This is a genomic window from Streptomyces sp. NPDC053513 (assembly GCF_044544765.1).
Taxonomy (GTDB): domain Bacteria; phylum Actinomycetota; class Actinomycetes; order Streptomycetales; family Streptomycetaceae; genus Streptomyces; species Streptomyces litmocidini.
In genome coordinates, this window is record NZ_JBITXP010000034.1 from 53661 (window position 1) to 67309 (window position 13649).

The following is a 13649-nucleotide window of genomic DNA, read 5'->3' on the forward strand; positions in this document are numbered from 1 at the left end:
ATTGCCGCCAATGGCGATCAAGCGATTCTCGGGTTCAGCCGGCACTACGTGGACCCCAACGCCTGTGTCTTTGAGGTCGGACACGACATCGTTCCGGCCCTGTACGGGGAGTGGATCAACCGGCACGCGGCCAGTGACGACAGACGTGGCCCTGCCGCCTCCAGCATGGCCGCGATGGTGTCCGGCAGAGCTGTTCCGCCACCTCACGCAGCACATGCTCCCGGCAGCGACGCTCCGTACTTCCGTGCGCACTGGGCTCTGCGTGAGGACAACAGTCTTACCTGCGGTGAGGCACTCGCGGCGGTTCTGCGCGACGAGGTGGTTCCGCAGATGGTCCACCTTCTCGACCGTTCCCGTCTTCTGGAGGAGTGCCGGCACCCTGCCTTGCCCGTTACGCGGCTCGTGCCGCTCGCGAGGGTGGAGATTCTCCTTCGGCTCGATGCCGCACCGAGCAGGGAGATCGAGTCTCTGCTGGCGGATGTGGTCCCCGTAGACCCCTATGACACGTTCATCGACTGGGTGCGTCAACGGGGGGCGGAGCGAGACGGACGGCCTGTGCGGGCCGTGCGAGAGGGAGCACTTCGCCCGGTCCAGAGCCGAACGCGTCGTGCGGCGCGAGGCGGAGGAAGCCGCGGCGCGGGAGGCGGCCGAAGCGGAGGCGAAGAAGAACCGCGGCCTGTTCCGCCGTCGGTAGCCGCGGGCTTGCCCAAGGGGACCCTGGGCAAGCCCCCAGGAACGGTGGGCAAGCCACCCTCGGACGGCGGCTTGCCCACCCCGGCCGGGGCGCGCTGAGGTGGGTAAACCGGTCCGGGACATCCCGGCCGGGGACGCCAGGGAGGATCCGGTGCGCAGTTTCGAGACGGGCCAGACGGTCGTGCGACGCGATGTCCACTGCTCCGGCCGGGTGTGGAGCGAACAGGCGCTGCGGGTCCTCACCGACACCGGCGAGGCTCTGGTGACCGCCTGTGCGCCCGGAGCACAGGCCCGCTGGCCCGCCCTGTACGCGAAAGCCCGCGACGACGCAGACCGCTCCGTGCGCATGGAGGCGTTCGACGCGATGGCGTCCGGCCGGTGGGAACTGGCGGCCGCCGTGTGGCGGGAGACCGACCTGCTGCTGTGGAAGCCTCCGGCGGCCTGGTTCAGCATCAACGCCTTCTTCGTCCCGGACGGGGACGGGCGTCGGCTGCGGAACTGGTACGTCAACTTCGAGCACCCCACCCGCCGCACCGAGGACGGGTTCGACACCTTCGACCTCGCCGTGGACCTGCTCATTGAGCCCGACCTCACCGGCTGGGAGTGGAAGGACGAGGACGAGTACGCGCACGTGCGCCGCCTCGGCATCGTCTCCGACACCGAACACCAGGCCGTCGACGACGCCCGCGCCCAGGTCCTTGCGATGCTCGCCGAGCGCTCCGGCGTGTTCGCCCACGCGGAACAGTGGACGGCCTGGCGCTGGGAGCAGGCCTGGCCCACGCCGTGCCTGCCCCGGCCCACGGCCGCCGCGGAGAGGGGTGCACCGGGGGGGAGGCTGAACGGTTGCATGCGGTGAGGACCGGAGGGGTGAGCGCAGGTGGGAGGCAGGCAGAACGGACACGCCTCGTTTTCGCAGGTCACTTCGGGCGGGCAAGCCGGTCACGTGCGCGCACACCTCTTTCCCACGCGATAGTCATGGGGGAGAGGAACCGCTTCGTCGACGAGCCGGGCTCGCGGACCGTCTCGGACCGCACTGTCGGTGGCGGCTGGAAGACTGGTCGGCATGAACGGTGACGAGCAGCTGCTGCGTGGCCGGGTCTACGGCCGTGACCACGACGACCCCGACCCGGGCCCGCGTCCGGAACGGACCTGCGCCGAACTCGTCGGCGGCCCGCTGGACGGTCTCCTGCTGGACATCCACGGCCGGCTGCCGGAGGAGGTCGGTGACGGCGTCGCCCTGACTACCGAGCTGTCGAAATGGCCCGGCGGCCGCGCGCGTGCCGTGGACCGGACTCCGGACCAGGGGGCGTCCGTGGACGCGGCAGGCGAGCACCCTTCGGTGGCCGTCGGAAGGCGCGGTCTACCTCTCGACGGGCACCGCTGCCGCGAGCTCGGCCAGATATCCGGCCGGCTCCGCCTCCAGGATCAGAGCGATCGGCACAAGCTGCTCCACCCCGTGGAGCAGCAAGCCGACGTGCTGGCCCGCCCTCTCGCCGCGGGCAGGTCAGTCAGCATCTGCGTAGTTCGATTCCCCCACAGTCCACACGCCTTCCGGTCTCGGGTCCTGGCGCAGCTTCTGTGGACCTGCCGTCTCGCGCCAGGTCCACAGAAGCTGCGCCAGAACCCGTTCTCGTGAACAAAGCCAGACAAGGAAGACGTCACAGTCTCCCCAACCCGTACGGCTCTCCTTGCATCCCTCATCAGCCGAAACCGTTGCTGTCCTGTGCCGTTGACCCCTTGGAGTGACGTCGGACCCGGTCAGCCGCGTTGCCGCCATCGCCGTACCCGGCGACGCAGCCCCATGCTTCCTCGGCGGGGTCCAGACACAGAAGGTCCACGGCTTCGCCCACGCGGCCTCGCTTCGTGCCGGCTGTTCGGCCCGTAGCCGTCAGGCGACAACACCGGCGCCTGACGCTCCGCCTGCGCCTTGATCTCCCAGTGGGCTTCGTGAGCAGTCACCCGCCACGCTTCCTCCCACGAGGCCAACGCCGCACCGACCGCCGCGCCCGCTGTGCCCCGGCGCCGAACGTGGCGCGCCAGCCACACGAGGGCAGCGAGCACCGTGGCCAGACCACCGAAGATCGCCAGCAGCGGAAGAACGTCACCCATGTCGTCGAGGGTACGCGCACCCCGGCCGCGTCACTCAAGGAGCCGATGGCATGCGCCCGACCTTCAGCGGCACAGGGCAGCTGTCGCGCACCGCACCGTAAGGCGAGGAATTGTCAGGACTTGTGGATGAGGAGTGGTTGCCTGCCGGCAGGCGAAGGGACTTGAGTCTCCCGTAGGGGGAGACACGAAGGTGGGGACATGGACGGCGACACGCTCTACTCGATCGGTGAACTTGCTCGACGGACCGGTCTCACGGTCAAGACCATTCGGTTCTACTCCGATCGCGGAATCGTGGCGCCGACCGGCCGCAGCCCGGCCGGCTACCGCCTCTACAGCACCGACGCCGTCGCACGTCTGGACCTCGTGCGGACCCTGCGCGAGCTGGGACTGGACCTTCCCACGATCCGCAAGGTCGTGGACTGCGAGCTCTCGCTTCCCGAGGTCGCCGCAGCGCACGCCGAAGCACTGGCAGTGCAGATCCGCGTCCTGCGCCTGCGTCGTGCGGTGCTGACGGCGGTGGCCGAGCGCGGGTCCACACCTGAGGAGACGGAACTCATGCACCGGCTGGCCCAGCTTTCCGAGGACGAACGCAGACGCCTGATCGGCGATTTCCTCGACGCCGTCTTCGGCGGTCTCGACGCCGCCCCCGCATTCGCGGGGGTCATGCGTTCGATGACCCCCGAGTTGCCCGACAACCCGGAGGCGGAGCAGGTCCAGGCGTGGGTGGAGCTGGCCGAGATGTCCCTGGACCCGGGTTTCCGCGACGCCGTGCGGCGGATGGCCGAGGACCAGGCGGCCGAGCAGACCCGAAGCGACATGACGGTCCCGCGCCGCGACATCACCGCAGCCGTCCGTGACCAGGTCGGCCCGGCCCTGACCGCCGGCATCGACCCGACCTCGCCCCGGGCCGATCCGATCGTCGCGGCCTTCACCGCGCACTACGCGCACCTCCTCGGCCACCCCGACGACATCGAGCTTCGCCGCCGGCTGGCGAGTCGGCTGGAGAGCGTGAACGACCCCCGCAGGGAGCGATACCTCCAACTGCTCGCAGTGGTCAACGGCTGGCCGGCCCCGGAGAGTCTGGCTCCAGTGTTCGACTGGTCCGTCCAGGCTCTGCGTGTCCGGACACGGCAATGACGGGGTGGACGCGGTCGGCGTAGGGTAAAACGCCGCCGCATGTCCCCGGCTGGTGAGTGCCCGGTCGTACGTCAGGTGACCGCGTCGCCGACCTTTCCCGCTCTTGTTCTTCGCCCGGTGCTGTTCATGCCGTGGATGTCGAAGGTCGGGCTGTACGCGGCGATCCGGCGTGACCATCGCGGAGGTATGTCGATGCGGGAGCTTGAGGGCAAGCACGGCGTGACGTGGCGGACGGTGCGGAAGGCGTTGGACTCGTCCTGGCCGGAGCCGCGCAAGAAGCCGCCGTCGCGGGCGACCGGGCTGGACCGCTACAAGCCGGTGCGGTGATCGATGAGATCTTGTGGGCGGACCTGGACGCGCCGCGCAAGCAGCGGCACATTGTCGCCCGGATTTTCCATCGTCCGGTCGAGGCACACGGTGCCGACGTCGCCTGCGGGGTGGTCCGCTACTACGTCGCGGCCCGGAAGCCGCAGATCCTGGTGGAGTCGGGCAAGGCCCCCAGGATCAGCCAGGTCCAGCGGTCCGCTGCCTCGGGGGTGCGGATCTTGGGACAGGTCCAACCGAGGGTCTGTACGAGCGGTGAGACAGGAGCAGAACTCGCCCCGGAAGCGTGACAGTTCCGCCAACGGCTTCTGGCGGGCATCGCGATGCTGCAGACTCATCCTCACGGCCTTCGTGCTGGACGTGCGTGTTCCTTGGCCGGAGCACATGTTCAGACGAAGGCCGCTTCCGCGTACGGCGGATACCGAACCGAGTGATCAAGCACGACCCACCGTTCGAGCACCGGCTTCTACCGGTGGCGTAGAGATCCAGGCTCGCAACGAGTGGACCAGTCGCCCGCCGGTGACAGTCGCTCTCCACTTGCCCGCACGACGACAAGCCCGTCGTCTTCGAAAGCGATTCGATCACCGGCAGTCAGGAAGAGCGGGCTCGCCAGCTCGAAGGCATGGCCGTCGTCTGTCTCGAATTCCTTCACCAGCACCAACCGCGAGGCCGGTGTGGTTCCGTCAGCTACCAGGCGCATGCCGAAATGGTCCCACGCAGCCTGAGGCCACCTCGACCCGGTTCAGCAGCTGACCAACGGCCCAGACGTCAAAGATCAGGTCAGGCGCCTTGCGGGGCGCGGCTTTCGGGGCGAACCAGCCGTGGCTCGTGATTTTTGCCGGCTCGTTCACATGCCTGCTGAGCCGCCCCCGGTGAAGCCTCCGCCGGGCCCGTGCCCGCCTCTGTCGCCCGATTTCCACAGCAGCACACCCACCACCACGATGACGGCAACCCATCCGCCGAACCACAGAACGGCCATCACCACCATGTAGGTCAGAAAATCCATGAGCCCACCACCCCGTGCGCCGTCCCAGTATGCGAGGCCGCCGGCCTTCACCCCTTTGTCCCACGCTAGAGATCCCGGACACAGGCGTCGTCCACCCGAGGGTGGGCACGCTGTCTGCACCCGCCACGGCAGCCCTCCTCATACCCACGGTGTATCCGCGGCCATCGCCCGGGCGTCGATCAGCGCCGGGCAGACCGGTGACGGGGGAGGCCCACTGGGACAAGGCACGCGGGCGGCCTGGTCTCTCCGGCCAACCCCAGGGCTGAGGGACGCCCCGGTCGGAGCGCCCCTACCCACAGGAAGGGCAAAAGAGGGAAAATATACATCGATCGAGGCCCCCGACACCGTACCGGCAGACCTCCTGCCGACCGCCATCGTCCGTGGTGCAACGGCTTGCTTCACGGTCAGGCTCAGGAAAAGAGCTGGCCACCCTTCGGTCCGGCGGCCAGCCCTCGATGCTGGATCCGTAGCGGTGCAGCCAGGCGAAGGCGTCAGGCCCCCTTCGCCGGACCAGCTCATTTCACCCCGGCGCGGCTTCTGTTTCGTACGTCGCGGCGAACCATCTGCCGGCCGGCCCGGACCCGGTGCCCGGACGCGGCGCACTCTGCGGGTGATGGATCAGCCGCGTACGGCCTTGAGCAGCACCTTCACGTCGTGGCCCTTGTGCCAGCCGGTGTCCACGAGCGGGCTGTGGTGGCTCTCGTTGCCCCAGGCGTAGTACTTGTCCCACGACTGGTACCACCGGCCGTTCAGGTCGGAGCCCGTGGCCGTGTAGACCTGCGCCACCTTGCCGTCGTGGCGGTTGTCCCAGATGTACAGCTGCGCCTTGGTCTGGGTGTTCAGACCGCTGTACCGGTCGCACTCGCGGTACTTGACCCCCGCGGCGTTGTGGTCGACTTGGATGATCCGCCACGCTGTGCACGCCCCCTCGGTCGCAGTGGCCGGTGCGGCGGAGGCGGCCGACGGCGCCAGGGTGGCGGTGGCCGCCGCGGCGAGCGCCGCCGCTCCCAGCGCGATGCGGCTGCCGGAGCGCATCGTGCGTCCCCTCGCCTTGTGCTCCTTCGCCTTGCGCGCGTTCAGCTTGAGTACGTTCATTTCATGCCCTTCATTTCCGGCGACCATGAGCCCGGTCCCCCGGGCGGAGTTCGCAGAGGCACTTCCCCAGCCTCAGGGCGTCGACTACCGGACCCTGGTGCTGATGCAGAAACGTACGGGGCCCGGACTGTCGCGTCGTCGGGTACCGGTTTGAGATCGCCGTTCCACCCACGGCGGTACGCTCGGACGAACTGCAACCGCCGCGGTACGCAAGAGCGCTGCCCCTGGCGTGCAGGGCGCCCCCGACGCGTGTTCTCCAGCAGCTGCGACGGTCGCTGCAGGTTTGTCACCACGCCTTCGGATCTGGAACGGTGCCGGCACGCCCAGCTGAGACAGCGCGTGGTGCCCTCCCTGTGCACCGTCCCCGCCCCGGCCTGCGCTTGGTCTCACCGACACCAGCCGGCCCGGCGAGCGCCGCAAGCGCCGCATGTCAGGTCAGCGGGCGACCAACCGGTCCGCGACCGCTGCCCGAGAGCGACAGTCGGGCCTTGGCGGTCATAAAGGCGCCCAGGCGATCTTCGGCGCACGCCGCCCTTCCTGCGGCCTTCGGATACGCCTGCGTACGGGGAAGGGTGCCGGCCCGTCGCCGTCTGGTCCTTGAAGCCCGAAGTCTCGCCGGATGGTCAACCCAGGGGTGGACGACGGCGAAGGGAGCCGGACTTACCCTGCGGGGATGCAAGAAGGCAGAGGGCGGATACGCGTCGGTCCGCTCGTGATCGACACCGTGCTGGCCTGCGTCCTGGCGGCCGTGACCATCGCCTACGCGAAGCAGGCATATGCCCAGCTGTATCAAGGGCAGGGCTGGCCGCCCTTCGGCTATCTGGCCTGCGCGCTGAGCCTGGCGGTGAACCTGCCGCTCGCTGTGAGACGCCGCGCCCCCTGGACCGTGTTCATCGTGTCCTGCGGAGCGTTTCTCGTCTACACGGCGGCCGGTTTTCAGCCGTCGGTGAATCTGTGGGCCCCGTTGCTCGCGTGTTACACGGTGCTTGTGTCCCATCCGGCGCGGCGGGCGGCGTGGGCGGGAGCCGCGACGGGGGCGGCGTGGGTGGTGAGCGGTCTGGCGGCCGAACTCGCCCCCGTGATGGCGGTCGCCCAGGCCGTCATCGGGGTCGGCATCGTGTGGGCCTACGCTCACAGCAACCGCCGCCTGACGGAACGTAACGCGCAACTTGCACTGACCGCGCAACTGCGCCGTGAGGAGGAGCTGCGGGCGCGGCATGCCTTGACGGAGGAGAGGCTGCGGATCGCCCGGGAGCTGCATGACGTCGTCGCGCATCATCTGTCCGCGCTCGCGGTCCAGGCAGGTGTGGCCGATTTCGTGTTCACGTCCGACCCGGTGGCAGCCCGGCAGGCGGTGGTGTCGATCGGGACGAGCAGCCGGCAGGCGCTGGAGGAGATGCGGGGCCTGCTCGGGGTGCTGCGGGCCGGGACCGACGCGGGCGAGCCCGAACAGCTGTATCAGTCGTCCCCCGGCCTGGACCGGCTGGACGAACTCGTGGATCGCACCCGGGCAGCGGGTCTCGATGTCACCGTGGCCGTCACGGGACAGGACCGGCCGCTGCCCTCCGGGGTGGACCTGTGCGCGTACCGGATCGTGCAGGAGGCTCTGACCAACGCCGCCAAGCACGCCGGCCGCGGGGCACGGGTCGAGGTGCGTCTGGTCTTCGAGACCGACCGTCTGGCCGGCCAGATCAGCGACCAGGGCGGCACTATTGCGCCAGTGGCTCTGCCGTCGACGGGGCTCGGCTTGCTCGGAATGCGCGAGCGGGTCAAACTCTACGGCGGGTCATTGCGGGCCGGCCCCCGGGACGGGGGAGGGTTCGAGGTCGTCTTTACCCTCCCGCTGGCCCCGGTGGACAGTGGGGACAGCTAGCAGCTCCCCTGCAACGAGGGGGAGGCCGGCGGCGGTGACGCGTTTGTTGATCGTGGACGATCAGATACTCATCCGCGCCGGACTCGCGGCCCTGGCCGCGGCCGCACCCGGCTTCGAGGTCGTCGGCCAGGCCGCCACGGGCGAGGAAGCGGTGGATCTGGCCACCGCACTGCGACCGGACGTGATCCTGATGGACATCCGCCTGCCGGGCATGAGCGGCATCACCGCCCTGGAGTACATCCTCGGCCGAGCAGCCGAGCCGAAGCCGAAGGTCGTCATGCTGACCGTCTTCGACCTCGACGAATACGTGTACGCCGCCCTCAGAGCCGGCGCCAGCGGCTTCCTCCTCAAGGACACCCCGCCCGAGCGCCTCCTGGCAGCCCTCTCCTTGATCGCGGACGGCGAGATGCTGTTCGCCCCACCGTCACCCGCCGGCTCGTCGAAACCTTCGCCCATCAGCCGACGACCCTGCGCGAGCAGCCGACTTCCCTCCAGGACCTCACCGAACGCGAGACGGAGGTCTTGCACCTCGTCGGACAGGGCCTGTCCAACGAGCAGATCGCCCAACGCCTCGTGGTGACCATCGCCACCGTCAAGACCCACCTCAACCGCGTGATGGCCAAACTGGGCCTGCAAAGCCGCGCCCAGGCAGTGGTCGTCGCCTACGAGAGCGGCCTGGTCTCGCCCGGCCAGGGCGGAGCGCGGCAGGCCCACCCCTGACCACGCAGCCCCTTCGGCAGCCCGGCCAAGAACGCCGCTCCCACCGTGTCGCCGGTTCACTTCACCAGACGGAAGGCGGGCTGGGCGGCCCATGCCCGCAGGAAGGTCGCCGAACCGTAGGCTATGGCGGGCTCGGTCGCGATCACGCCCTCGAGCCCCGCGACGCTCGACTCCTGCCCGTACCGCAGCTCGGCCCAGGCGACCCCCTCGCCGACGGCGTCGAGGACGGCGGCGGTCAGCAGAGCCGTGGCGGTGTGGTCGACCGCGTCGTTGAACATCGCTGACACCGTGATCGAGTGGGTCGGGACGAAGCCGATGAGACCGGCCACATGCATCTCGCCATCATCTGCCGTACCGAGGACCGAGTCCCCCACACCGACCAGGAACGGACGCGGCCCTTCACCGCTGCGGATACCCAGTGCCCCGCCAGGGACGCTCACGTCGAACGTGGCACCTCCGTGGTCCTCACAGCACGTCGAGGAGCTCAGCAGGAGCCCGTGAAGCCGTGACAGCGCCGCCTGCGAAAGCGCCCGGGGCAGCTCGACCACCAGCACAGGCCCCGTCATGAGGCGGGCTGTAGCGAGGAAGCGTTGAAGCAAGCCATGGTCCCCGCTTTCACAGGTTGCGGATCTCGAAGGTCGCCCGGGCCTTGTCGAACAGGCCCTTCGCCGTCTGTGTGGCGGTCTTGCCGTCGGGGACGTCAACGGCGAGCGTGAGCCGTTCCTGGCGGGACGTCACCACGATCAGTGTCAGCAGGAGCCTGCGAGGCGCACCCTCGCCGTTCCCGCTGTACGTCTCGGTGAGGATCGCCGCGTCCCGTCCCTGGTGCGTGGCGGACTCGACCTTGGCGGTGCGGGGTGCTCCGCCCTGCGGGGGCGTCTCGCGTTCGTGCTCGGCCTTCCACCGGTCGGCTGTCCCCCGGGGGGTTTCCGTGGCCTTTTCCTGACGTGCCACCCAGATCCACACGTCACCCTTGGGAGAGCTGTAGGAGGTTCCCCGGTACGCGCCGCTCTGGTTGTCCAGGTCGTCGTGGGTCTGGATGGTCCAGTCGGCCGGGGCAGCGACGCCGAGGTTCATCCGGTACTCGTCGTAGCGTTTCCAGCCCTCCGGCACACCGTCACCGGACATGACCATCACTGCCGTCAGGACGAGCACTGTGACAGCGGCGACGGCACCGGCGGCGATGCCCCTCCGGCTGCGCAGCCAGCGTCCCATCGGTGCAGCCGCCCAGGATTCGGGCGCAGCCGTCGGGGCTGGTGCGGCCAGGGTGGATAGGCAGGGCGTGGCAGGGGCAGGGATGGCGACGGTGAGGGCCTGCAGCATCGGCCGTGCGCCAGGGGCGGTGAGCCGGCTCTCGGGTTCCTTGCGGAGCAGGCCGCTCAGCAGCGCGGTGAGTTCGCCGGCCTGCTGGGGCGGGGGCAGCTCGGCGAGCAGGATCGCCTGAAGGGTGGAGGGGGTGGTCTGCCGACGGAAGGGTGAGACGCCTTCGACGGCCTGGTACAGCATCACGCCCAGGGACCACAGGTCGGACTCCGGACCGGGCCGGCGCCCCAGGACCCGCTCGGGGGCGATGTACTCCGGGGAGCCGATGAACCCGCCAGTCTCCGTCAGCTTCTGCTCACCTTCGACCTGGGCGATGCCGAAGTCGGTGAGGATCACGCGGTCGTGGCGGCCCAGCATCACGTTGCCGGGCTTCACATCCCGGTGCAGGACCCCCGCTTCGTGCGCGGCCGTGAGCGCTCCCAGGACGGCCAGTCCGATCCGTGCCGCCTCCTGCGGGGCGAGCGTGCCCTCCTCCAGGGCCTCGGCCAGCGAGCGGCCGCGCACCAGTTCCATGACGATCCAGGGGCGGCCGTCCTCGCTGACCACGTCGTAGATCGCGACCACCGAGGGGTGGTCGATGCGGGCGGCGGCGCGAGCCTCACGTTCCATGCGCAGGCAGACCGTCCGCCGCTCCGCCGGGGTGAAGGTTTCCGGCACACGCGGCTCCTTGACAGCCACGTCCCGTTCGACCACCTCGTCACGGGCCCGCCACACCGTTCCCATACCCCCGGTGCCCAGACGCTCCAGCAGCCGGTAGCGGCCACCGACCAGACGCCCAGCGCCGGCCTCCGCCGTCGCGCCGACGGCCGGCCGCGCGACGTCGTCGGACGACGATATCGGCACCGCCGGCATGACCTGTTCTGCCGGAACGCCAGCCGGTTCCGGCCTGGGCCGCAACGGCACCGGCGGCCGAAGCGGGTAGGAAGTCTGCTCGTCGGCCATGGTTCCCCCGTCATTCCTTACGTTCAGGCCATCAGCGCGCCGAGGCCACGGTAGGAGGCGACAGCCGTTGCGGCGTCGCCCCCCGGGTTGGATCTCCACCTGCAACCAGCGCGGCAGGAAGTCTTCGCGTCAACCCCTGGGTTGAGATGGCATCGGTCGGGCAACCGAGGTGTGCACGCCTGCCCCTGGCTGGCATGCTGGCACCACGAACTCCGAACTCCGAAAGGACGATGCCGCGTAATCGGCCGTCGCAACTCCGCTGTACCGTCGGACGCCGGCTCCCGCGGCAGCCGCATGGACCGGCAACGCCCGGGCTGCCCCGGGGATCGGGCAAGCTCGCCGCAGCGGTATCCCGTCTCGAGCACGACCGGCTGTGGCCGACTGCTGTGCGCCCTGGCACTGATCGAGTGGTCGCGCACGGCCCACCGCCCCGACCGCGGGCGCTCCACGACGGCTGCGGCTGCCTACTGTGTGATCCGTGCTCTGCCACCGCCGACCGAGCAGTACTTCAGGAAGCCCTGCATGCTCTGTCGGCGAAGACCACGCGGGAATTGTGGCGCTCGCTGGAACCGCTTGACGACATGTACCTCGCCAAGACCTGGCCCGACCCGTTCGCGCCGCCCGATGACGGCTGGCGGTCAGGACGCCGCCGGGGACAGGCGCCGGTCCCCGAGGCTGATTCTCGCTCGCGGAAGGACGGACGGCACGTCACCGATCATGCGGAAAACCCCGGACGGCCAGGCCGAAAGCCAGGCCCCCGACCACAAACCACGCGTTCCACAGCAGCGTCCACCGCCGCTGTCCCGGACTGACCTCCACCTCCTGCCCGGCGCCGCCGGTCAGCCACCCAGCACGGAACACGCGCCTGGCCGCTCGCCATGACCGAGACCCTGTTCTCCGTCTCCTGCCTTTTCCGCTTGTACTCGGCTGCCGAGGCCGGCTGCCTGATGACCGCACCGTCTTCCAGGAGCATTCTTTCCCGATGACCGATCGCACCGCCCGAGTACGCGAGCTCAACCTCTACCGCCAGTACTTCGAGCTCGTCGCCGCGGGCACCAAGACCATCGAGGTACGTGTCAAGCACCCGCACCTTGCGGACCTCACCGCCGGCGACACTATCCGCTTCCGCATCAAGGACACCGACGAGGCCTGCGACGTGCAAGTCCTCCGTGTCACCGAGTACCCGGACTTCGAAGCCCTCCTGGACGGCGAGGACCCGACAAACATCGACCCGACCGCAGCACGACACCGACAACTCGCCAACATCCGCGCCATCTACCCGCCGGAGAAAGAAGCGCTCGGAGCGCTGGCCGTCGAGATCCAGCGCACTGGCGTGTGACGCGACCTGAGCGACATCACCGCTGCCGCCTCTCGGCTCAACCAGACAGTCAGCCAATCCTGCGAGGGGCGGTGCGCCCCCCCGGCTGCTGTCGAGGGGGCTGACCCGTGCCGCGGCCCGACAACCGGCGGCAGGGCTTCCCGCCGTCATGAGGCTTCTTGTCGCTCCTGTTCGCCGGACACAAGACGACTACGTTTTCCGACGGCTCCGCCCGATCGACCGAGCAGCGACGCCGTGACCGCACCGCACGAGAGGAGCCTCTTGACTCAGTACTGCCGCCGCTCCTCCCTGCACGCATTCGTTCAGGGAGGTGAAGAACTTGCTCCACACGCGGGCTTGAACGCGAGGTCGCTGAACCGCTGCTTACCACTCACGCTCGTCAGGGACAGCCCTGATCAAGCCTCCTGACGCTCCCGTCGCATTTGTTTCCCAGGCCCGTGGGGTGGTGGGTGATTCGTCTGTTTCAGTGAAAGCGGTTCAGCTGGAGCGGAACGCACTGTAAAACTGCAGGTCATGAAGCCTGCTCCCCCGCACGAGGAGGGAACGCCTCCGGGCCGGTGCCGGGCTGGATCTGCTCGGTGACCTGCTCCCCGCAGGCGCGGGGATGGTCCCTGGGCCTGTGCCACGTCGGCCCACATCTCGGGCTGCTTCCCGCTCGCGACAGTACGGGGGGCGGGGTCGGGGCCGGGGGAACGCTGTATGGCACGCAGTCCGTGAATATGCCCCGTGCATCGTCGAAATAACTTCTGGCTTTGTGAGCATGTCAGCCTGAGGTGAGGGCATGCGGTGGCCAGGAGGTTGATAACGATGGTTCCCCTGCTTCTGGTTCTTCTGCTGGCTCTGATCCTGTTCGGTGCGGGTTTCGCGCTGAAGGCGCTGTGGTGGATCGCGGTGATCGTGCTTGTCGTGTGGCTGCTGGGATTCGTCATCCGTACCGCGGACAGCGGCGGCCGCAAGGGCCGCTGGTACCGCTGGTAGCAGACAGACGACAGATGCCAAGCAGCGCACCATGCGCGCGAGGTGAGTGGGGGGGGGGGGGGGGCCCCCCGGGCCCCCCCCCGGGACGAAGGCCGAGGGGACAAACCGGT

11 protein-coding genes and 2 pseudogenes are annotated in these 13649 nt (G+C 69.2%); 9 read left to right on the plus strand and 4 right to left on the minus strand.

Annotation, left to right across the window (positions count from 1 at the left end; genetic code table 11):
* Positions 1–844: 844 nt before the first annotated feature.
* The 5 genes and pseudogenes from ACIGW4_RS34700 (at position 845) to ACIGW4_RS34720 (ending at position 4553) form a co-directional block, all read left to right on the plus strand.
* Entirely contained in the window at positions 845–1549 is a 705-nt protein-coding gene (locus ACIGW4_RS34700) for a DUF402 domain-containing protein (RefSeq protein ID WP_399585451.1), read from the plus strand.
* Between the two features lie 207 nt (positions 1550–1756).
* Positions 1757–1969: pseudogene (locus tag ACIGW4_RS34705) on the plus strand (hypothetical protein); the annotation flags it as partial.
* 1031 nt (positions 1970–3000) lie between these two features.
* A complete protein-coding gene (locus ACIGW4_RS34710; protein ID WP_359587988.1) occupies positions 3001–3939 on the plus strand; it encodes a MerR family transcriptional regulator in 939 nt (312 codons plus the stop codon).
* Positions 3940–4131: 192 nt separating this feature from the next.
* Positions 4132–4266, plus strand: coding sequence for a hypothetical protein (locus ACIGW4_RS34715; protein ID WP_398707048.1), 135 nt, complete (start codon positions 4132–4134; stop codon positions 4264–4266).
* Positions 4263–4553, plus strand: coding sequence for a hypothetical protein (locus tag ACIGW4_RS34720; protein WP_399585481.1), 291 nt, complete (start codon positions 4263–4265; stop codon positions 4551–4553). The genes ACIGW4_RS34715 and ACIGW4_RS34720 overlap by 4 nt, the downstream gene beginning before the upstream one ends.
* 557 nt (positions 4554–5110) lie before the next feature.
* Here ACIGW4_RS34720 and ACIGW4_RS34725 read toward each other — a convergent pair.
* Both ACIGW4_RS34725 and ACIGW4_RS34730 read right to left on the minus strand, forming a co-directional pair.
* Positions 5111–5269 (minus strand): hypothetical protein, encoded by a 159-nt coding sequence (locus ACIGW4_RS34725; RefSeq protein WP_399585455.1) that lies wholly within the window; start codon positions 5267–5269, stop codon positions 5111–5113.
* A 618-nt stretch (positions 5270–5887) separates the two neighbouring features.
* Positions 5888–6364: a hypothetical protein gene (locus ACIGW4_RS34730; RefSeq protein ID WP_399585457.1), complete on the minus strand. Its 477-nt coding sequence runs from the start codon at positions 6362–6364 to the stop codon at positions 5888–5890.
* 712 nt (positions 6365–7076) lie between these two features.
* Here ACIGW4_RS34730 and ACIGW4_RS34735 point away from each other — a divergent pair.
* Both ACIGW4_RS34735 and ACIGW4_RS34740 read left to right on the plus strand, forming a co-directional pair.
* Positions 7077–8237: a sensor histidine kinase gene (locus tag ACIGW4_RS34735; protein WP_399585460.1), complete on the plus strand. Its 1161-nt coding sequence runs from the start codon at positions 7077–7079 to the stop codon at positions 8235–8237.
* A 34-nt stretch (positions 8238–8271) separates the two neighbouring features.
* Positions 8272–8957, plus strand: a pseudogene (locus ACIGW4_RS34740) (response regulator).
* A gap of 56 nt (positions 8958–9013) precedes the next feature.
* Here the strand turns inward: ACIGW4_RS34740 and ACIGW4_RS34745 are convergent.
* The gene (locus ACIGW4_RS34745) at positions 9014–9523 is read right to left on the minus strand and encodes a DUF6368 family protein (RefSeq protein ID WP_399585462.1); all 510 of its coding nucleotides are present in this window, start codon (positions 9521–9523) and stop codon (positions 9014–9016) included.
* Between the two features lie 49 nt (positions 9524–9572).
* Positions 9573–11222: a serine/threonine-protein kinase gene (locus ACIGW4_RS34750; RefSeq protein WP_399585480.1), complete on the minus strand. Its 1650-nt coding sequence runs from the start codon at positions 11220–11222 to the stop codon at positions 9573–9575.
* Between the two features lie 982 nt (positions 11223–12204).
* Here ACIGW4_RS34750 and ACIGW4_RS34755 point away from each other — a divergent pair.
* On the plus strand, positions 12205–12561 hold the full coding sequence (locus ACIGW4_RS34755) for an ASCH domain-containing protein (protein ID WP_399585465.1): 357 nt from the start codon (positions 12205–12207) through the stop codon (positions 12559–12561).
* A gap of 807 nt (positions 12562–13368) precedes the next feature.
* Entirely contained in the window at positions 13369–13539 is a 171-nt protein-coding gene (locus tag ACIGW4_RS34760; RefSeq protein ID WP_364824752.1) for a hydrophobic protein, read from the plus strand.
* Positions 13540–13649: the final 110 nt, after the last annotated feature.